At 63.6% G+C, this 20,139-nt stretch carries 16 protein-coding genes; 6 read left to right on the forward strand and 10 right to left on the reverse strand.

All coding sequences use genetic code 11. The features are described 5' to 3' along the window. Window positions 1-407: 407 nt before the first annotated feature. From CR492_RS15400 to CR492_RS15415, 4 genes are read left to right on the forward strand one after another with little or no spacing between them, the layout of a single operon-like run. Window positions 408-713 (forward strand): DUF485 domain-containing protein, encoded by a 306-nt coding sequence (locus tag CR492_RS15400; RefSeq protein ID WP_102844623.1) that lies wholly within the window; start codon window positions 408-410, stop codon window positions 711-713. Beyond that, a complete protein-coding gene (locus tag CR492_RS15405; protein ID WP_102844624.1) occupies window positions 713-2,404 on the forward strand; it encodes a cation acetate symporter in 1,692 nt (563 codons plus the stop codon). Before CR492_RS15400 ends, CR492_RS15405 begins: the two co-directional genes overlap by 1 nt. A 53-nt stretch (window positions 2,405-2,457) precedes the next feature. After that, on the forward strand, window positions 2,458-4,269 hold the full coding sequence (locus tag CR492_RS15410) for a putative nucleotidyltransferase substrate binding domain-containing protein (RefSeq protein ID WP_102844625.1): 1,812 nt from the start codon (window positions 2,458-2,460) through the stop codon (window positions 4,267-4,269). A gap of 2 nt (window positions 4,270-4,271) precedes the next feature. Then, window positions 4,272-4,940 carry a 3'-5' exonuclease gene (locus CR492_RS15415; RefSeq protein WP_102844626.1) on the forward strand — a complete coding sequence of 223 codons (669 nt, stop codon included), beginning with the start codon at window positions 4,272-4,274 and terminating at the stop codon, window positions 4,938-4,940. Window positions 4,941-5,095: 155 nt separating this feature from the next. Here CR492_RS15415 and CR492_RS15420 read toward each other — a convergent pair whose 3' ends face one another. The 6 genes from CR492_RS15420 to CR492_RS15445 form a co-directional block, all read right to left on the reverse strand. Next, entirely contained in the window at window positions 5,096-6,361 is a 1,266-nt protein-coding gene (locus CR492_RS15420; protein WP_102844627.1) for a glycerophosphodiester phosphodiesterase family protein, read from the reverse strand. Between the two features lie 261 nt (window positions 6,362-6,622). Continuing rightward, window positions 6,623-7,045: an acyl-CoA thioesterase gene (locus CR492_RS15425; RefSeq protein WP_102844667.1), complete on the reverse strand. Its 423-nt coding sequence runs from the start codon at window positions 7,043-7,045 to the stop codon at window positions 6,623-6,625. A 13-nt stretch (window positions 7,046-7,058) separates the two neighbouring features. Further along, on the reverse strand, window positions 7,059-7,769 hold the full coding sequence (locus CR492_RS15430; protein WP_102844628.1) for a glutathione S-transferase family protein: 711 nt from the start codon (window positions 7,767-7,769) through the stop codon (window positions 7,059-7,061). Window positions 7,770-7,818: 49 nt separating this feature from the next. Next, the gene (locus CR492_RS15435) at window positions 7,819-12,093 is read right to left on the reverse strand and encodes a translocation/assembly module TamB domain-containing protein (protein ID WP_102844629.1); all 4,275 of its coding nucleotides are present in this window, start codon (window positions 12,091-12,093) and stop codon (window positions 7,819-7,821) included. Further along, window positions 12,093-14,096, reverse strand: coding sequence for an autotransporter assembly complex protein TamA (locus CR492_RS15440; RefSeq protein ID WP_180982575.1), 2,004 nt, complete (start codon window positions 14,094-14,096; stop codon window positions 12,093-12,095). Before CR492_RS15440 ends, CR492_RS15435 begins: the two co-directional genes overlap by 1 nt. 183 nt (window positions 14,097-14,279) lie before the next feature. After that, the gene (locus CR492_RS15445; RefSeq protein ID WP_102844631.1) at window positions 14,280-15,563 is read right to left on the reverse strand and encodes an NAD(P)/FAD-dependent oxidoreductase; all 1,284 of its coding nucleotides are present in this window, start codon (window positions 15,561-15,563) and stop codon (window positions 14,280-14,282) included. Between the two features lie 235 nt (window positions 15,564-15,798). Between CR492_RS15445 and CR492_RS15450 the strand changes: the two genes are divergently transcribed. Then, the gene (locus tag CR492_RS15450; protein WP_146030296.1) at window positions 15,799-16,815 is read left to right on the forward strand and encodes an Lnb N-terminal periplasmic domain-containing protein; all 1,017 of its coding nucleotides are present in this window, start codon (window positions 15,799-15,801) and stop codon (window positions 16,813-16,815) included. A gap of 89 nt (window positions 16,816-16,904) precedes the next feature. After that, window positions 16,905-17,150, forward strand: coding sequence for a PepSY domain-containing protein (locus tag CR492_RS15455; RefSeq protein ID WP_245412108.1), 246 nt, complete (start codon window positions 16,905-16,907; stop codon window positions 17,148-17,150). Between the two features lie 53 nt (window positions 17,151-17,203). Here CR492_RS15455 and CR492_RS15460 read toward each other — a convergent pair whose 3' ends face one another. The 4 genes from CR492_RS15460 to CR492_RS15475 form a co-directional block, all read right to left on the reverse strand. After that, window positions 17,204-17,854, reverse strand: coding sequence for a peptidase S14 (locus tag CR492_RS15460; protein ID WP_102844633.1), 651 nt, complete (start codon window positions 17,852-17,854; stop codon window positions 17,204-17,206). Between the two features lie 102 nt (window positions 17,855-17,956). Beyond that, a complete protein-coding gene (locus CR492_RS15465; protein WP_102844634.1) occupies window positions 17,957-19,120 on the reverse strand; it encodes a glycosyltransferase family 4 protein in 1,164 nt (387 codons plus the stop codon). Next, a complete protein-coding gene (locus tag CR492_RS15470) occupies window positions 19,117-19,320 on the reverse strand; it encodes a hypothetical protein (RefSeq protein WP_102844635.1) in 204 nt (67 codons plus the stop codon). Before CR492_RS15470 ends, CR492_RS15465 begins: the two co-directional genes overlap by 4 nt. A 56-nt stretch (window positions 19,321-19,376) precedes the next feature. Next, the gene (locus CR492_RS15475; protein ID WP_180982576.1) at window positions 19,377-20,051 is read right to left on the reverse strand and encodes an FkbM family methyltransferase; all 675 of its coding nucleotides are present in this window, start codon (window positions 20,049-20,051) and stop codon (window positions 19,377-19,379) included. Window positions 20,052-20,139 lie beyond the last annotated feature (88 nt).

Genomic DNA, 20,139 nt, shown 5'->3' on the forward strand with positions numbered 1-20,139 from the left:
CACGACGGGCAAGGAGGCCGATGATTTATCGTTGCGCACGGCCGTTTTAGGCGCGAATTTCGCCGCAAATCGGGACGACGGGCTACGCTGCCCCGCTTAAGCCATAAGTCGTAAAATCGCGGGACGCCGGCCCGTTGCGGCCGCGGCCTTGCCGGTGCCGCAACGCCGAAGAGATTCCGCCACACTGTAAAAGATGATAATCCATCTATCTTTCAATGCCTTACTCAACAACATAGGCAACATAAGCGCGCCGCGGCCGGCGCGAGCGCGAGCGCTCCGGCGCGAATCCGGCGGCGCTGATTTGGCGCCGCAAAGGATTGCGCAAGAAATGCCGATGGAGCAATGTGTGGCGCCAAGTCGAAACAATAAGGCGCCTCAAACGGCGCCGTAAAAGGGGGCCACGTCTCATGGCGGTGCAGGGATACGAATCCATCCAGCGCAATCCAAAATACATAGAGCTTGTCAAAACCCGGTCTTCCTTCGGCTGGACGCTCGCGGCGATCATGCTCGCCATCTATTTCGGATTTATTTTGCTGATCGCCTATGCGCCGAAATTTCTCGGCACGCCGATCGGTACGGGCGTCATGACCATCGGCATTCCGATCGGTCTCGCCGTGATCGTTTCCGCATTTGTCCTCGTCGGAATCTATGTGCTGCGCGCAAACGCCACCTATGACGGACTGATCCGCGACATTGTTGAGGAGTCCCGCTGATGATCCGCCTCAACACGATCGTCCCCGCCGCGGCGCTCGCCGTGCTTCCCGCCGCCGCTTTCGCGGCCGGCGATCTTTCGGGAGGAACGCAGCAGGCCACCAACTGGCATGCGATATTTATGTTCCTCGCATTCGTGCTGCTAACGCTCGGCATCACCTATTGGGCCGCCAAGCGGACGAAATCCGCGGCGCAATTCTATTCCGCCGGCGGCGGCATCACCGGCTTCCAGAACGGCATCGCCATTGCGGGCGACTATATGTCCGCCGCCTCCTTCCTCGGCATTTCCGGCCTCGTCTATCTGTCCGGATATGACGGGCTCATCTATTCCGTCGGCTTTCTCGTCGGCTGGCCGATCGTCACCTTCCTGATCGCCGAACCGCTGCGCAACCTCGGCAAATATACGTTCGCCGACGTCGCCTCGTTCCGGCTCGGCCAGACTCCAATCCGCATTCTCGCCGCCTGCGGCTCGCTCGTCACCGTCGCCTTCTACCTGATCGCCCAGATGGTCGGAGCCGGCAAGCTGATCCAGATCCTTTTCGGCCTCGACTATTGGATCGCGGTCGTGATCGTCGGCGCGCTGATGATCATTTATGTCACCTTCGGCGGCATGCTCGCCACCACCTGGGTGCAGATCATCAAGGCCGTGCTGCTGCTGTTCGGGGCGAGCTTCATGGCGCTGGCGGTGCTCTGGCATTTCGGCTTCAGCCTCGAGGCGATGTTCGCCAAGGCGGTCGAAGTGCATCCAAAGCACCTCGCCATCATGCAACCCGGAAGCCTCGTCACGAACCCGATCTCGGCGATATCGCTTGGCGTCGCGCTGATCTTCGGCACCGCCGGGCTGCCGCATATTCTGATGCGCTTCTTTACCGTGTCAGACGCCAAGGCCGCGCGCAAATCGGTGTTCTACGCAACCGGCTTCATCGGCTATTTCTACATCCTGACCTTCATCATCGGCTTTGGCGCGATCACGCTGGTTTCGACCAACCCAATGTTCCTCGATGAGGCGATCGTTGCGGCGAAAGGTCCGATCGCGGCGATCAAGGGCGGCTCCAACATGGCCGCCATCCATCTTGCCGATGCCGTCGGCGGCGACCTCTTCCTCGGCTTCATCTCAGCCGTCGCCTTCGCCACCATCCTTGCCGTCGTGTCCGGACTGGCGCTCGCCGGCGCCTCGGCGATCAGCCACGATCTCTACGCGACCGTGGTCAAGGGGGGCAGGGCGAACGAAAAGGACGAAATGCGCGTGTCGAAGATCGCCACGATCTGCCTCGGCCTGCTCGCCATCGTGCTCGGCATCATCTTCGAGAAGCAGAACGTTGCCTTCATGGTCGGCCTCGCCTTCTGCATCGCCGCCTCGTGCAACTTCCCGGTGCTGCTGTTGTCGATGTTCTGGCGCGGCCTCACCACCCGCGGCGCGCTCATCGGCGGCTTCCTCGGCCTGTTCGCCGCGGTCATCATGGTCGTGCTTTCGCCCGCCGTGTGGGAAGTGACGTTTGGCAATCCGAAGGGAACGGCGCCGTTCCCCTATGAAAACCCCGCGTTGTTCTCGATGAGCCTCGCCTTCGTCGCCATCTGGCTGATCTCGCTGCTTGACAATTCAAAGCGGGCGCAGCTCGACCGCGCCGGCTTCGACGCGCAATTCGTCCGCTGCCAGACCGGCATCGGCGCAACCGGCGCCTCCGCGCACTAGATCCGAGATATCCGGGCGCGGATCGCTTCACCCCGCGCCCGGAGCATCCGGCGATGCCCAACGCCTTCGACAGCGCCAATCCCCCCTTCGACCGGCTTAACCCGCAGGAGCTCGAAACCCTGCGCCGCGCCCTCGACATCGGCTACTTCCGGCCGGGCGAGTGCATCATCAAGGAAGGCTCGCCCCCCGAAGCCCTCTACGTCGTAATCAAGGGGGTCGTCGAGGAGCGTTCCGGCGACGAACTCGTCGCCCTGCTCGAGACAAATGATTTCTTCGACAGCCGCGGCCTGATCCAGGGGCACAGCGGACATGGCTTTTTTTCGCGGGAAGAGTCGCTGCTCTATGTCCTGCCAAAGGCCATCGCGCTCGATCTCGTCAAAGCCAATCCCCGCTTCGCCGCTTTTTTCTATCTCGAAATTTCGCACAAGCTTGACGCCATCGCGCGCGAAGAAGAAGAGACGACCGTCGGCGCCCTGATGCGCGCGCGCGTCGGCGACATGAATTTGCAGCCGGCCCATTTCATCGACGCGTCCGATTCGATCGAGACCGCCGGCCATCGCATGCGCGAGATCAACTCCAACGCCTTGTTCGTCCGCGACGGCGATCGCATCGGCATCATCACCGGCATGAATCTGTCGAAAGCCGTCGTGCTGAAGCGCATGCCCATCGCGGCTCCCGTCGGACCGGTGACGCATTTCGACCTCGTCTCGCTCGACCGCCAGGATTTCGTTTATGCAGCTCTGATCCTGATGACGAAGACCAACAAGCGCCGCGTCGCGGTGCGCGATGGCGGCGTTTATATCGGCATCCTCGAGGACATCGAGCTGCTCAGCTTCGTCGCCGGCAATGCGCAGCTGGTCGCCGGCCGCGTCGACCGCGCCAAAGGCATGCCGGATCTTGTCATCGCCGCGCGCGAAATCGGCGATCAGGTCCGCCTGCTGCGCCGGCAGGGCGTCAAGATCGCCGTCGTCGCCGAGATCGTCTCGGACCTTAACCGGCGGCTATTTTCGAAACTTTTCGAATTTCTCGCGCCGCCCGCGATCCGGGCCGGGGCCTGCCTCATCGTAATGGGCAGCGAGGGACGCGGCGAGCAGACGGTGCGCACGGATCAGGACAATGCGCTGATCCTTGCGCAACCGGTCGATGCAGCCGAACTTGACGCATTCCGCCGCGACTTCACTGCCGCGCTGGAAAGCTTCGGCTTCGCGCCCTGCCCGGGAAACGTCATGGTCCGCAATCCGATGTGGTCGCAGCCGCTCGACGCCTATCTCGGCTCCTTCCGTCGCTGGATCGCCATCCCCGACGAGAACGCGCATATGAATGTCGCGATTTTTTACGACGCCGACGCCGTCGCCGGAGACGCCTCCCTGCTGGCCACGGCAAAGGCTGCGCTGATTGGCGAGGCGCGGCAGTCAAGCGCCTATCTGTCGCATTTCGCCAAAGCCACCGAAGCCTTTCCGATGCCGATCGGCTTTTTCAACAATCTCCTGACGCTCGATGGCCGCGGCGACGCCGTCGATCTGAAGAAGGGCGGCATTTTTCCGATCGTTCACGGCGTGCGCAGCCTCGCGCTCGAGCGCGGGCTCGTCGAGACGAGCACGGCGCAGCGGATCCAGCGGCTCGTCGAGCTTGGCGCGCTCAGCCGCGATTTTGGACGCGAGCTGACGCAATCACTCTATTTTCTGATGACTTTGCGGCTCGATGCGCAGCTCGCCGCAGAGCTCGCGAGGACCTCCGCGCAATCCGCGCTGGTGCGCCCCGCCGAGCTTTCGAGTTTGCAGCGCGACCTGCTGCGCGACGCTTTTCAGGTGGTGAAGCAGTTTCGCGAGATCGTGCGCCGCCACTTCAATCTCGGCATGTTCTGAAGATGATCCCGCGCGCCCTGAAGCGGCTGTTCCATCAGATCAGCATCGGCGATCAATCCTACCGCTTCATGTTCAAGCCCGGACCGGAGGACGAGGCGGTCGCCTTCGACTGCGAAACCACCGGGCTCGACCCGCATCGCGACGACATCATCACCATCGCCGCCGTCAAGATTCGTGGCAACCGTATCCTGACCAGCGAGCGCTTCGAGGCGGTGATCCGGCCCGAAGCGCGCATGAACGCCGAAGCAATCAAGGTGCACCGGCTGCGCGAGGCCGACGTCGAAGCCGGCAAGCGCATCGAGAAGATCATGCCGCAGTTTCTGCATTTCATCGGCGGACGGCCGCTGATCGGCTATTATCTCGAATTCGACGTCAGGATGATCGACAAATATCTCATCGGTCTGCTCGGCATCGAGCTGCCCAATCCGCTGATCGAAGTCTCAAATCTCTACTATGAGCGCAAATATGGCGACGCGCCGCCGGGCGCAACGATCGATCTTTCCTTTGCGGCGATCCTGAAGGACCTCGATCTGCCGATGCTGGACCAGCACGATGCTTTCAACGACGCGCTGATGACGGCGATGATGTACATCAAATTGCGCGACATGAAGGAGCGCGGCGTCCGCATTCCTCGCCCGCGCCAGGGCGGCGCGCCGCAAACAGTGGGGTAGATGTCGTGAGGACTGCATTTTCGGATTGATGCAATCCCGATGCTCTACGCTGCAGGCGCGCGATGTTGGCGAACTCTCGCCGCCAACATCGTTTGTCGATTGGCGTCCTCACCGGCGCGCCCCGACGATCCGGCGCGCCGAAGACGAATGCTGTGTTATGGCTTGTTGAAGCAGTTGCCGTAGTAGGTGGCAGTGCCGGGCCAGTCGGAGAAGATGCCGAGGATGCCGACCTTCGACGACAGCACGTCGAGCACATTATAGTAGTCGCCCGGACCCTTGATGACGCTTGAGACGCTCTGGTAGTAATAGCCGCCGCCGTCGGTCAGGGGTCCCGAACGCTCCAGCGACCAGGGGATGATCTTGAAGCCATTCTGTTTGATGGCGTTGGCGTAGGCGGACGGGACGATCTTGCCATTTCCGTCGAGCGCAACCAGCGCCCAGATCGGCGGGGCGACGATCTGCACCCCCTTGGCGCGCATGCCGGGCAGTGCGGCGATAGCGGGCGGCAGATCAGCCGGGACGTCGGTCTCGGCCAGCGCCACCGCCTGTTTGCCAAACGCCGGTTCGTTTTTGATCCAGTAATAGATGTCGTTGATGTTGAACGATTGGGCCCACACGCGCTTCGGCGAGACGCCAGCAGCTTTATAGGTATCAATCATTTTCTGCGCGTATTTTTCCTGCGTAAAATCACCCTGGTAGGGCATCGGCACGCGCGCCTCTTTCAGCTCGGGCGTCATGTTCACGCCGAACTTGTTCATCAGCGCGATATGCTCCTTGAGCGTCACGAGCGTTCCCGTCGCGGAGTAGGCCTCGGTGCGCCAGCTCGGCGTGCCGTTCTGGTATTCTTCCGGCGTCGTCGCGTTCGGGTTGAAGCCGTCCATCTTGCCCTTGAGCAGCCTGAACTCGGCGAGCGTGATGTCGCTGGTGCAGCAAGTGGCGGAGGCTTGGGTCCCCCCATTCGCCGGCGTGAACGGCTGCGTGCATTTTGCCGCAAGCGCGGGAATCGTCAGAATGTTGGTTGTGGTGTGAAGATCGCATTGATCGTGACGGCACACGAGTTCGCGGTCCTTCGTAAAGGTCACGTCGCATTCGATAATGCCTGCGCCCATGCGCGCCGCCGCCTCATAGCCTTCCACCGTGTGCTCGGGGAATTGCATCGGCGCGCCGCGATGCGAAATCGAAAACTTCGTCCGCGTCAAATGCTTCTCCGAGCAGGCCTCGAGTTTGGTCTTCAGCGGACCATTCTGAAGCTGGTCGACGAGATAATAAGGGCGCGGCCCGACCTGCACGTTCAGCGCCTTGCCGAAGCCGGAGCTGCTGGATTCAACCGAATCATCGAACGCCAGGGCCTTGCCCATCGGCAACGCCAAAGCGGCCAGCAGCGCCGTCGCAAGCAGCTGGTGTTGTCGTTTAAAAATCATGTGAAATCCCCCCCGAGCCTATGAACGAGGCAATGCAACAGCGACCTACCGGGTCCCGCCAGGCAAGCCGATGCGACACTGCATCCAATGGATAGCGCCGACGCGCCCACCCGCGCCGACGCCAACAAACGCGGCCCTGTCTAATGATCTTGCATGAACGGCTTGTGACGACGCCAACACTTGCGCGGTTGGCGAGCCGGCGCCCGCGTGCGGAAGCCGGCCGCACGCGATCGGGATGTAAGAGGATGTGCGGCCGCGGCTCTACCGCGGCGCGGGGTCGAGCAGCCAGACGGCGGCGGCGGCCGATAGCGGGCGCGAGCGCCGCGTCGCCTCATCCGTCAGCACGATCACGCTCTCGGCTGTCGCGGCGCATCGCCCATGCTGGAACAGTCCTTGTTCGAGCTTGATCGAACTGCGTCCGACCGAGGCGACGCGCGTTGCGATCGCAACTTCGCCCGGCCATGTGATCTCGGCCTTGAAATCGATCACGAGCCGCGCGATGACCAGCGCGGTCCCGGGCTCCAGAACAGGCGAGGCGGCGGACAGGAGCGCCTCGACCCGACCGAGTTCGAGAAAGGTGGCGAACACCGCATTATTGACGTGGCCCTGGCGATCGGTGTCGCCGTAGCGGATCTTGTCTGACGTCCGGAACGCGTAATGTTCGAGCTGGACGTCCTCGGTCATGCGGACGATCCTCTTAAGGCTGATAGCGTGGAGCGGATCGAGCGAGGCCGCCGAAAGCGTCAAGCAGGCGGTCGCGCCAGGCGAACACGACATCCTCCTTCTCAATCAGTTCGACGGGGCTGACGCAGCGCGCCCACATGAACATTCCGAACACGCAATAATCGGCATAGGCCGGCGCCTCGCCGGATAAAAAGGGCTGATGCTTCAGCGTCTCGCGGAGCGGCGCGAGAACGCGTTTCAAATTCGCAAGCTGCGTCGGCCGGTCGGCGACGACGTCCTCCAGACTTTGCCCATATCTTATCTCGCGGGAAGCGCGAAAATAGACTCTGTCGGCGTCGCCGAGACGGTCATGGATATCACGCAGGATAATGCGGCCGATCGCCGGCGAAAGCGCGCCGTCGGCCCAGCTGTTGATGAAGCGGACGGGCGCGATGGCGTCCGCGACGCCAAACAGCGACGGCGCATCCGGAAAGCGCTCGTCGAGATAGAGCGCGATGCGCCATGAATCGGCAATGGTTTCAGCGCCGTTGACGAGCACCGGCACACGGCTTTGGCCCGAAAAGGCGAGCGCCTCCGTCTCCGTAAAACGCCACGGCAGGCGCAGCACGTCGAGCCCCTTATGCGCCAGCGCCATCCGGATCTTCCAGCAATGCGAGCTGAATCGCAGAGCGGGATCGGCTCCCGCCAGCTCATAGAGCGTGAGTGTGGTTGCTGCAGAATTCATTCGCTCGTCCTGACTTTCGAGATTTGCCGCGCGCGCCTCGCCGCGCCCGCTACCATTCCTTCTCGGCGCCGACGCCGACCGAGACCGCGCCCGTCGCGTCGATCACGCCGCGCGCCTTGAAAGCCTTCCAGATGTTGATGGTCATGCCGACGCCGGTCTGTTGCGGCGTCGCGCCGGTCTGCACGCCGAGGCTGACGCGATCGCCAAGGAAATTCGATAAGGGATTGCTCGAATTGTCCGCCCCGAGCCCGAGCGAACGGCGCAACCCCTCCAGCGCGTCATTGCCGCCCGTATAGATCGCGACCGCCTGCGCCAGAGCCAGCGCCTGCGTCGGCGAGAGCTGGCCCGAAGGCGAGCCGAACAACAAGCGCGAGATGACCTCATCCTGCGGCATGTCCGGACTCGAAGTGAAGGCGAAGATGGGATCAGCCGGATCGCCGGTGATCGCGACGCTGATCGAGGCGCCGCCCGTTTGCGTCGTCGCCAAGAAGTCGAGGGAAGGCGAGAGGTCGCCGGCGAAGGTGAGGTTCGCCCGCGTAAAATCGAGATCCGCGGTCAACACTTTCAAATGCCCATTCACCAGATTGAAGGCGCCAACGGGCTTTGGCGCGGCGAGCGTGCCGGTGAGGCGCAGGCTGCCGCCGAGCGAGGCTTCGAGACCGCGCCCGCGCACCCTGATCCGCCCCGGCGCGTCGATCAAAAGGTCGAGCATGGCGTCAAACGTCGGGCCGCCGTGGCCGCGCCTTTGCCGCGCGATCTCGAGCCGCGCCGCCGCCGTCGGCGTCGGGTCGATATGCCGCGTGCCGGGCAGCGGCTGCAGCGCGCGAGGCAGCCGGTCGGGAATGAGGATATCGAGCGAGGCGATATCGATTTTGCCGCCGATGCGCGGGTTTCGCGCCAGCGGGCCGGAGAGCGTGAGGTCGAGACTGGCAACCGCCGTCGCGACCGGGCTCTGCATGAGCTGCGCGTTGCGCCCGGCGACGCGTATGTCGCCGGGAAAGCCGGCCGCCGGATCGAGCCGGACAGAGCCCGTCGCAGTGATCGTTCCGCCATTCGGCGTTGTCGCCGAGGCGCTTTCGATGGTGATCCGGTCGCCATTGGCGACAAGCCGCGCGCGAACGCTGTCAAGGCGCATGCCCTGCACGGCGTCCTGGAACGAGCCATTGGCGAAGGTGATCGCGCCGAACGCCTGCGGGCGCGCCACCGAGCCGCGCACGCCGCCGTCGATGGTCAACCGGCCGGCGACGCTGCGCCCCGCCGCCGCCAGATTGCGATTGGCGAGGGCGGCGTCGAGATTTCCCTTGACGGTAAGATCGAGCGCGCCGTCGGCAGCGAGCGGCGCGGAGCCGGTGATCCTCAGCCGCCCGGCCTGTCCGGCGACGACATTGGCGTCCGTCGTCACGCGGCCGCGCTCGAAGCGGCCATTGGCGTTAATATCGATCAGCGGCAGCCCGGCGTTTTTGGTCTGCGCGGCCGCCAGTTGCGAAATCTTGATTTTATAACCGCCCGCCGGCGCAGCAGCCGGCCCGCTGACGGTCGCCTCGCCTTCGAGGGAACCGGACAGGCCAAGCCCGGGGCTGAAAATATCGGCGACCGAGAGCGGGATTTTGCGCGCCAGAATTTTAAGGTCGAGCGTTTTGGCCGCGCGACCGTCGAGGGCAAGCCGCCCGCCGTTCAGATTGAGCTCGAGGTTCCTGAGGTCGGCGCCCGCGTCGCGGACGATGATCGTCGCGGGGCCAGCAAGGCCGATTCGGTCGCGGTCGCGTGTGATGTCGAGCTTGGAGAGCTCGATCCGCACGGGATCGGCGGCGATCAGCTTCGCCCGTCCGGAAAAAGCGAAGCCGCGCGCATTAGCGACCAGCGTGATGTCGCTTGCCTCGCCCAAGGGCTTGGCGTCGAAGCGGATGCGCGAGATGGTCTCGCCGGCGATGTGCGCCTGATCGACCGACAGCGCGCCCGAAATGGCCGGCCGGCGATAGAGGTCCGTCACAGCAAGGTCCGCGGCAAGCTTGTCGAGCGCAACGTCAAACGCTGCAACCTGTTTGCCGCTCGCCTTCAGCGCGGCGTCCTGCCGGCCGCCGTCATGGCTGAAGCTGGCGTCGAGATCGAGCGCGCCGGAGAGCTTTTGCAGCGCCAGCGCCGAGACATCGTCGAGGTTGGGCGCATGGACGGCGAGTTGGCCCGCCGCGAAATTTTCCGCGTCAAGCGTCGCCCCCCCCTTGATCGTCGCCGCGCCGATGCCGACGTCGACGGCGTCGAGCACGAGACCACCCGCGGCGGGACGCGCGACATGCAGCGAGCCGGTCGCAGGCTTGCGGTCGATTTCGCCATCAAGCGTTATCCGCGCGTCCGGCGCCTCCCTGAGATTGGTCGCGACGGCTTCAAGATCGAGGCGCGGAACTGGCCGGCCGAGCAGGCTCGCGTCGTGGATCGCGATCGAGGCTGTTGCGTCCGGCTTTTGCAGCGTCCCCGTGACATGGGCGGCGATGTCGCCACGTCCCGTCGCCCGCTTGTCGGCTTTGGAGAGATCGGGAATGGCGATAGCGGCGGAAAGATCGGCGAGCGCCGGCGTCGCCGCGCCGTCGATTCGCGCCGTCGCATTCGGCGCGACAAGCTTCAGATCCTTGAAGCAAAAACCGCCGTCGGGATCGAGCCGCGCCCCGCCCGCGAGCGTCAAAGCGCCGCCAAACAGCCCGTCGACCTGATCGAGGCCAGTCGCGAAATGATCGGCCCTTGCGTCGATCATCGCCCGAAAACTGTTGGCGCGCGGCGTGCCTTCGACATCGGCCTTGAGCGCGGCGTCGCCCTTGAGCGAAAGGCCGGAGATCGCGCCGAAACGGGAGAGATCGGGGATTGTGGCCTGAAGACGGCCCTTCAGCTCGCTGCCTGCGGCCCGGCCCTTGAAGCCGGCTTGAAGCGTCTGCGATTTGATGTCGAGCGCGTCGAAGTCGATGACGCCTTTGACGCTGCTTTTGCCGCGCATCGTAAACGTCGCCGTTGAGCCGACCGCCTGCGCCAGCGCGGGATTGGTCAAGGCGAGGCCCTTGACGCTGGCGTCGGCGGCTAGCTGCAGCATCGTCGCGGCATTGGCGATCGAGCCGGTCGGCGTCGCCTTGAAGCTCGCCTCGAGCCGGTCAAGCGCCGCCGCCGGCAGCTTCGCCTTCTCCGCCGTGAGCGTTGAATCGATCGTCGGCGAATCGAGCGCGCCCGTCACATGAGCGTCGAGCGCCAGGCGTCCGATCTCGACGTCGCGGAGCCGCGTCGCAGTCCCATCGTTTGGCACATTTTCCGCCGTGATCCTGATATCGGCGATCTGCTCCTTCGAGACGGCGCCCTTGACGACGAGCCGCGCCGCCGCGGCGCGCAGCTCGACGCCGGGAATGGCGACGCTGGCGTCGTCGTTGAAGGCGATATTGCCGGAGAGCCGCGTCGTGCCGGCGAACACCGGGGCGGCGATGTCCGGCAGCATGCCGGAAACTTGCGCGGAGAGATCAAGGCCGAGCCGGCGTCCCGCGCCCTCGCGATTAAGCGAGGCGTCACCGGTCGCGCCAATGCCCGGACCGGCGTCGAAGACGAGCTTGGCGTTGAACGCGTCGAGCACGCCCGATCCGTCAATATTGAGACGCACGGGGGGCCGCCCGGGAATATTGCCAAGCTCCGAAAGGATGCCGCCGGCGGGCTCATCAAGATTGACCTTGAGGTCGAGCCGCTGCGTGCCCGGAACCAGGTTGAGCCTGAGGTTAAAGGTCGCCGGTTTGTCGAGCCGCTGCGCGTCGAGAAACAGCTGAAGTCCTTCGGCCGGGGCGCCAAGCTGAGCGTGGCCGCCAGTCGAAAAGGCTGATTTCACGCCGAGTACCGGCTCGCCGAGATCGGCGCGGGCGAGGGCGAATTGCTTGATGTCGACCCGCACCGGCAGTTCCGGCAGCAGTGGCTGTTCTTCGCCGGAAACCGGCGCCTCCGCCGGGATCGGCCGACGGCTCATGGTCATCTGGTCGATGTCGAGCTGATCGACCTCGAGCCGCCGCTGCAGCAGCGCCAGGCGGCGCCAGACGATGCGGATGCGGTTGATCGTCAGCCAGACGCCGTCGCGGTCGGCGATGCTGAGATCGTGCACCGTCGCGTCCGAGGAGAGCGCGCCCTCGACGGAGCCGATCGAGACGCGGCTCGAGGGCGTCGACAAAGCGCGCGAAATGAGATCGGCGAGGACGCCCTTGTCCTGTTCGGCGGCGCGGCTCGCCGGCGTCAGCAGATAAAGCGCGGCGACAACGCAGAGCGCCACCATGGCCGCGACGAGGCCGAGCGGGAGAAGAGCGCGGCGCGCCATCAAAATGGCTGCCCTATGCTGACATAGAAAACGACCGGATAATCCCCCGGACGCGGATCGAGCGGCTTGGCGACGTCGACCCGGATCGGGCCGATCGGCGTGTAATAGATGAGGCCGAGGCCGGCGGAAAAACGCGTGTCGCCGCAGCCGCCGTGGGGGATGGAGTCGCAATAGGCTCCGCCGGCGTCGAAGAAGGGCGCGACGCCGATATTGTCCCACACCTTGATGCGCGCTTCGAGGCTGGCGTTGAAGGCGCTGAGGCCGCCAACCGTGTAGCCCTGCGACGTCTGCGGCCCGATCGTCTGGAAGCGGTAGCCGCGCACCGTCGCAAGGCCGCCCGCGTAAAAGCGATAATTGGCCGGGATGGCGGCGAGGCCGCCGTCATTGCCAAAGATCGACCCGAAGCCGGCCCGGGCGGCCAGAATATAATTCGCGTCCTCGTCGATCGCGTAATAGGCCGATGCCGTGACGCTTGCCTTGGTGAAGCCGGCGTTGCCGAACAGATTGGGGTAGGGCGTCGCCGTCGCCGCGACGCGAAAGCCGCTGCTCGGGTTCAGCAGATTGTCGGTCCCGTCATATTTCAAGGTCAGCGGAACGCCGAGAAACGTATAATTCACGGTCCCGAGCGCGTCGGTCGCCTCGCCTTTCTCGAATTTGAGCCCCGCCTGAACAGACAGCGTCTCGTCAATGCGATAGCGCAGCGCCGCCGTCCCGCCGGCGTCCTGCCAGGCGTAGCCGCCGAAACTGCCGCCGCCGGAGCGATTGCTTTCCGCAGCGGCGCCGAGCAGAAGATCGACCCGCGAACCGGCCAGGGCCGGCTTGACGAAGCTCGCCGACACTCTGCCGCCGATGCCGGAACTGTCAAAATTCTGCGTCCCGGTGAAGCTGTTGAAGCTGTTCGAGGCGACGCCATAGATCGGCGGCGCATAGAAAACATCGCCCTCGAGCCGGAGGCTTTCGGCGCCGCCGAACAGATTGCGGTTCTCATAATAAAGGGCGCCCGTCGGCCCGTCGACGGTGGAATAGCCGGCGGTAAAGCCGACGAGATTGTTGGGGCGGTCGCCGACCTCGATGAAGATCGGCAGATTGCCGTTGGCGTCGAGCTTGTCGCCCTCGCGGATGCGGACCGAACCGACGGCGGCGATCGAACTGATCGATCTGCGCGTCTCGGCGAGCGCCTTCGGCGTATAGGGCTGGCCCTCGCGCAGATAGGTGAATGAGCGCACGATCGACGGATCAAAGCCCTGTGGGCCGCTGATCGAGACCGCGCCGAACCCCGCCTGCGACCCCGGATCGACGGTAAAGGCGACGTCCATCGTTAATGTCGCGTGATTGACCACCGGCTGCGGCAGCGGCGCCTTGACGAGCGGGTAGGATTTGCCGCGAAAAAAATCGATCAGCCTTGCGTTGGCGGCGCGCAGATCTGCGGCTCTGGCGGGGTCGCCAGGCTTCAATTTCAGAACATAAGCCGGAAGGGTTTCGGGCGGAAAGGGGGCGCGCGTCGCTGAATCGAGAATGGACACGTCGCGCAGATGGAACAGATCGCCCGTCTCGACGGTGATCGTCACGGGCGCGACGGCGCGGCCGGCGAAGGCGCTTGCAGCCCTGGCGAAAGCTTCGGGATCGGCGCCTTTGAGTTCGCGTTCGAAATCGCCGACACGGGCGAAAATCCGTGCATTGTAGTAGCCAACCGCCCAGAGCGCGTCGAGCATGGGCGCGAAATCGGCGGCAAGCCGCTGCGCCAGCGCCGCGGCGTCGGGCGGCGGATCCTGCCGCAATTTATAAAGATTGGAGGCGTCCTGCAGCGATTGCTTGACGCTGTCGTCGCCGCGGATGACGAATTCCACTTTGTAGGGCGCCGTCGTGGGCGTTGGCGCGGGCGGCTCGTCCGAGCCGAAAAGCCCGAAGAAATCGAAGGCGGCGGCAGATTGCGGCGCCGACGCCCCGGCCGCCAGCGCAAGCACTGCTGCGAGCGGGGGGCCGAACAGCGCACGGCTTGCCATCTTTCGTCTCGATAAACGCATCAAATCTCCGGCGCTCGCCCGTCCGTCCCCGCGGCGGCCTATCTCCTGACTTGAGTTGCCGCGCTGTTCAACGCGGCAACTCGTTTGATGGAGGCAAAATATGAATATTGCGCGTCGGGATTGAGTTAACCGGCCATTAAATGGCGCGGCGCCGCGAAGGCCTCAGGTCTTTTCCTCGCCGGCCCATTGCTTTCCTTGCGTAATCAGCCGCGCGCTGCGATGGCCGAGCAAATAGGCCCAAAGCCAGCTGAGCGCGACGCCAAGACGGTTGCGGAAACCGATCAGGAAGTAGATGTGGATGAAACCCCACAGCCACCAGGCGAGCGAGCCGCGCACTTTCAGCCAGCCGAAATCAGCGATCGCCGCGCGCTTGCCGATGGTCGCAAGGCTGCCGACATGTTTGTAATGGAATGGCGCCGGCGCGGGCTTTTCTGCGAGGCGGGCCTTGATGACGGAGGCGACATAGGTGCCTTCCTGCTTCGCGGCAGGCGCAATGCCCGGCACCGGGTGTCCGTCAGGCCCCGTGATCGAGACGGTGTCGCCGATCGCGAAAATCTGCGGATGTCCCGGCACGCTGAGATCGGGCTCGACGAGGAGCCGGCCGACCCGGTCGGCCGCAGCGCCAAGCCATTGCGCCGCGCGCGAGGCCTGCACGCCCGCCGCCCAGAGGATCGTCCGCGCCGGGAGCGTTACCCCGCCGAAGACGACGCCTTCCGCCGAACATTCTGAAACCGGTGCGCCAAGCTTGACCTCGACGCCGAGCTTCTCCAGCGCCTTGGTCGCGTAGGCCGAGAGGTCTTCGGTAAAGCCCGGCAGGATGCGCGGGCCGGCCTCGATCAGCACGATCCGCGCCTTGCGCGTGTCGATGTGCCGGAAATCTTCGACGATATTTTCATGGGCGAGCTCGGCGATGGTGCCGGCGAGTTCGACGCCGGTCGGGCCGGCGCCGATGATGACGAAGGTCAGCAGCGCCGCCAGCCGGTCGGGATCGGTCTCGCGCTCCGCCCGCTCGAAGGCGAGCAGCATGCGCCGCCGGATCGTTGTGGCGTCCTCCAGCGTCTTGAGCCCCGGCGCGTAGGGCTCCCATTCGTCATGGCCGAAATAGGCGTGGCGTGCGCCCGTCGCCAGCACCAGCGTGTCATAGGCGACCGAACCGCCATCCTCGAACAGCACTTTGCGCGCAGCGGCGTCGACGCCGTTCACCGCCGCGAGGAGGACTTCGACATCCTTGCGCCTGGCGAAAACATGGCGGATCGGCCACGCGATCTCCGAGGTCGCGAGCGAGGTCGTCGCCACCTGATAGAGGAGGGGCTGGAACAGATGATGATTGCGCCGGTCGACGACGGTTATTCTGACGGGCGCCCCGGCAAGGCTGTTGACGCAGTGCAATCCGCCAAATCCGGCGCCGACGACGACGACGTGATGAAGGTCTGAAGGTTCGGGCAAGCGCCATCCTGTCTGATTACGTCGGCGGCGCGCCGGCCGCCGCACGGATGTTTGATCTCGAGCAACCGAGCGAAGTTATTGGCCAGATTGGCCCCCGGCACAAGCGCCGCAGCTTTGTTTGAGGCTGGCGGCGCCCCGCCGCCAGCCGGCTATCCCCCGCAGCCGGCGGCTGCTATTTCTCTTCCCCCTGCGGCGCAGCCTGCTCCGCCCCGCAAATCTTTCGCAGAAAGAACGCATGATCTGGCGGCTCTCACGAAGTTTCGCCATCGGCGGCTTTATCTTCGTCCTCCTGTTGTCAGCGCTGTGGGGCAGTTTTGCGCTCTGGTTTCAGCTGCCTCTCGAGGTCGCCGCGAAGGCTGGCGTGATCGCGCTGTTCAATCTCCTGGCTGCGCTGACCATCGCCGGGACATTCTGGCGGCGCGCGCGGCGCGCCTTCATCGCCTATGGCGCGGCCTATCTCGCGCTGATCCTGTGGTGGGGAACGATCCACCCGACGAACGATCGCGACTTCGCCCCGCCCGTCGCCCATGGCGCCACCGGCGTCCTGCGCGGGGACGTCCTGACGATGCAGAATGTGCGCAATTTCAGCTGGCGCTCCGCCAGTGATTTCTCCGAAAACTGGGAGGAGCGCAGCTACAAGCTCTCCGACCTCACCTCGGCCGATTTCTATCTCGTCTATTTCATGGGTCCGCTGATCGCCCATTCGATGGTCAGCTTCGGCTTCAAGGACGGCCGCCATCTTCTGTTCTCGATCGAGATTCGCCCAGAGCGCGGCGAAGCCTTTTCGGCGATCGCAGGTTTCTTCAAGAGGTATGAACTCGTCTTCCTCGCCGGCGACGAGCGCGACTATCTGTTTTTGCGCAAGGCGCAGGACGAGGACACCCGACTTTACCGGCTTGCCGTCACGCCGGAGCAGGCGCGCGCGCTTTTGCTCCAATATGTACGGGAGGCGAACCGGCTCGAATTGCATCCCCAATTCTACAATACGCTGACGGCGAATTGCACGACGACCATCTTCGTTCTGATCCGCTCGATTTTTCCCTACTTTCCGCTCGACTGGCGCGTGCTGCTCAATGGCTTCCTGCCATCCTTCGCCTATCAGCACGGCCTCGTCGATACGCGCATTCCGCTCGACGAATTGATCCGCCGCGCCGCGGTCTCCGACCGCATCAAGATGGGGCTTTCGGAAGTCGCGTTCGGGCAGAGGCTGCGCGAAAACGTCCCCGACCCCAACGCGCCGTTGCGGCCCTGATTCAGCTGCATCTTTGGGAGATTTGAAACAAGTTGACGCGCTATTCGGCCCACATCGAAAAAGGGAGACAAAAGATGAGGAAATGCGCTTTGTTGGTTTCAGCCCTGGTCCTGATGGGCGCCGGGTCCGCGCGGGCCGACCAGCCCGGCGCCGACTGGATGAATAAAGACGTTCTGAAAAAGCAACTCCAGGCGAAGGGTTATAGCTCCATTCTGGTCTGGGCGGACGACGGATATTGGGAGGGCGAGGCCATCAAGGACGGAATTATCGTCGAGTTTCACGCCGATCCACACACGGGCGCGCTGTTGAAAGCCCTTCCAAAAAAAGAAGATTAGCGCTTCCGTCGCGCCGGGGCGGCTCCGGCCAATAATCGCCCGCGCTGTTGCCCTTAGACGATCCCCGCCACCAGCTTCAGCTCCAGCGCTTCGGTCGCGTCGAGATACCAGTTTTGCGGCGCCTTGCGGATGACCTCGTCGAGCGTCAGCGGCGACTCGCTGATGAGCGCTTCAAACCCCTCGCGCTCGATCCGGACGCCATTTTCGATCTCATGCACGAGCGCCAGCGCCATATTGAGGCACCCTTCGAGCGGCCCGGAAAAATGCACGTTTTTTTCGAGCTTGCGCTCATGGATCATGAGGCGCGTGTCGCGCTCGAGCCAGCGCTCGGCGCGGGGAAATCCGGCCATGAAGGTGACCCCGGCAGAATAGACTGCGGATTTGCCCAGAAAAATGAAGCGTGCGTCCTCGGCGGCGCGCAGAAGGCGCAAATCCGCGGCCATCGCGCGCGCGACCTCCGGATCGCCGCCAAGCGTCGTCATGGCGATGACGAACGGCCCTGCTCCCGACAGCGCGGCAAGCTGGCCCTGGAATTTCTCGTGCATGGAATCATTCACCTGGCCGGCGAGGCGGATGTCCGGCCGCGACAGGCGTCCGAGCAGACCGTCCTCAAGGCGCAGTTCAGCGCCGGCGCCGGGCGCGGATCGGAGAAGGGCGCCGGCGTCCGTCGCGACATTTTCGTGCGGCGCTTCGATATCGTCCAAGGGGCGGCTCCGTGATGCAAGCCAAGCTTAAACTCGACGCCACACGAACGGTTCCGCCTTTTGTGCGCCGCAAAGGCCCGCGAGCTCGCGAGGCGCTTGAGACTATTTGGCCGCGGCCAGCTCGGAATAGATCGCCATCGCCTCGTCGCCATATTGGCGCCAGCCGCCGAAGCCCTGCATCCGCGCCAGCGCGCGCGCGCCCATGGCGCTGCGGGCATCGGGATTATCCGCGAGGAACTGCATTTTTTCGGCAAGCGCATCGACGTCGCGGGCGGGGACGATAAAGCCTTCGACGCCGTCGGTGACGATGTCCTCCGCCCCTGTATTCGGGGTCGCGAGGATCGGGCAGCCGCAAGCCATGGTCTGGGCGAGAACCATGGCGAGCCCCTCCTCGACGCTGGGCAGAACCATGACATGGCTCCGGCTCATGAGCGTCTTCAGTTCCGACTGAGGCACATGCCCGACCGCCTGCGCCTCCTGCGGCCAAAGCTTCCGCTGCCTCAAGAGATCGATGACCGGGGCGGAGGTCGATCCGACGAAGGTCAGGCTTTTCGCCGGATGCCGCACCTGCTGGAAGGCGGCCGCCAGATAGGGCAGCCCCTTGCGCAGGCTCATGCCGCCAACGAACAGGACGTCGAACCGTCCCTCGTCCGGCGCGCCGGCCGGCTCGAACCGTTTGAGATTGACGCCATAGGAGAGCTTGCGCAGCTTTTGCGCCGGAACGCCCTGGCTCAGAAAGGTGCGGTAGACGAAGCTTGAGGGAACGGTGATGAGATCGGCCTCTTCATATTCCGCCTCCTCGGCCGCGATGACGCGCGCGTCGACAGGGTGAGACGGGAACCCCCAATGCGCAAATTCCTCGGTGAGAATCTGATCCTGCGCCCGGATATGGGTCGAGCCGCGGTCGCAGACATAGCGCGCGCCCCTTTTATGAGCGAGCTTGCCAGCCTTGAGCGTCGACCCTGACAAGCCGACGTAAACGTCGCACGGCGGCAGCTTCCAGGCCGCGTAGCTGGCGAAGGTTTGGGCGTCGAGCCATTCCCATTGCAGCATCGCCTTGTCCGGCAGCCGATCCTTCCAGGGAAAAGCCATATAGGCGCCATGCACCAGCGAAAAGCTGTGGATCAGTTCCGGCGGCAGGCCTTCGTTCTTCAGCTTGAAGCGCGGATAGCCGGTGACGACGCTGGCGAGCGCGCCACGCGCATAAAGCTCGCGGGCGAGATCGAAGGTGTGAAACTTGCCGATCGTTGAGAGGGCGACTTTCAAGGCATGACTTCCTGCAACGCGGCCAAAATTCGGTGTACGATCTTGCGCGTCTGCGCTTGATCGCCGGCCCGAAAGGCGATGGGTATCTGGTCAAATTCCGAACCGCCATCATCATTTGGACTTCGGCCCAAACGATTGTGACGCCGGTCCGGGACCTTGCCGGCGCTTTTTTTAGGTGCTGGCGACACAGGCGAATCCATTCCGGCGCGCTCCCTTATCGAAGTGAAGCAGTCCGGCGGGGGCGCGGCCTCCAGGATCAATTTGCTCCAACAAGTCGTTGCTGCTTGGAAAACGTAAAATCCATGTTTCTATTATATATGACACGGTATCCATGTCTAAAAAGCTTGATGATTAGAAGCGCCGCGTCCGCCACTGTCTTATCAATGGCGATCACCTTGTTATGATGAATTTCCACGCAGATCTGCTCAACATCAAGCTTTTTCTCGAAAATGGACTCGATGATCTCATACTCGAATCCCTCGACGTCTATCTTTAAAAGGTCTATTTTATTCTTGTCGTATTTGGCAAGAAGTTCGTCCAAAGATATGCATTCAAAGACGATCCCTTCCTCTTTCCCGCCTTTCCTGAAAGATCCCTCGTCGGTTCGGTCCGGACGTCCGAAGGAGATTTCGCCGCCCTGGCTGGCGAGCCCCATCTCCAGGAAATCAATATTTCGCTTATCCGTCTTTTTCCTCATCGTCTCGACCCCGGTCGGGGACGGATCGAGCAGAATCACCGTCGCGTCAAATTTTTCAATGATCGCCTCTTCAAAGGTGATCGAGCGGCCGACGCCTGCAGAAATGATGAAGGACTGCGCATTGATCGAGTTCCGGAGAACCGCCCATTGATCGGCTTCGCCCAGAAGCTCGGTCGGCGCCTTCCTTGAAAATGGAAGGATAAAAAGCTCTTTCAGTTTTTTGAAAACGCTCACTTCACTTCTCCCATCGTTATTCGCGACAGATAAATTGCAAGCTGCGTTCCAGTCAGCGACCGCCCGTCGCCGACAAATCTCAACCGTG

It is taken from the genome of Methylocella silvestris (genome assembly GCF_002891535.1).
Taxonomy (GTDB): Bacteria; Pseudomonadota; Alphaproteobacteria; order Rhizobiales; family Beijerinckiaceae; genus Methylocapsa; species Methylocapsa silvestris_A.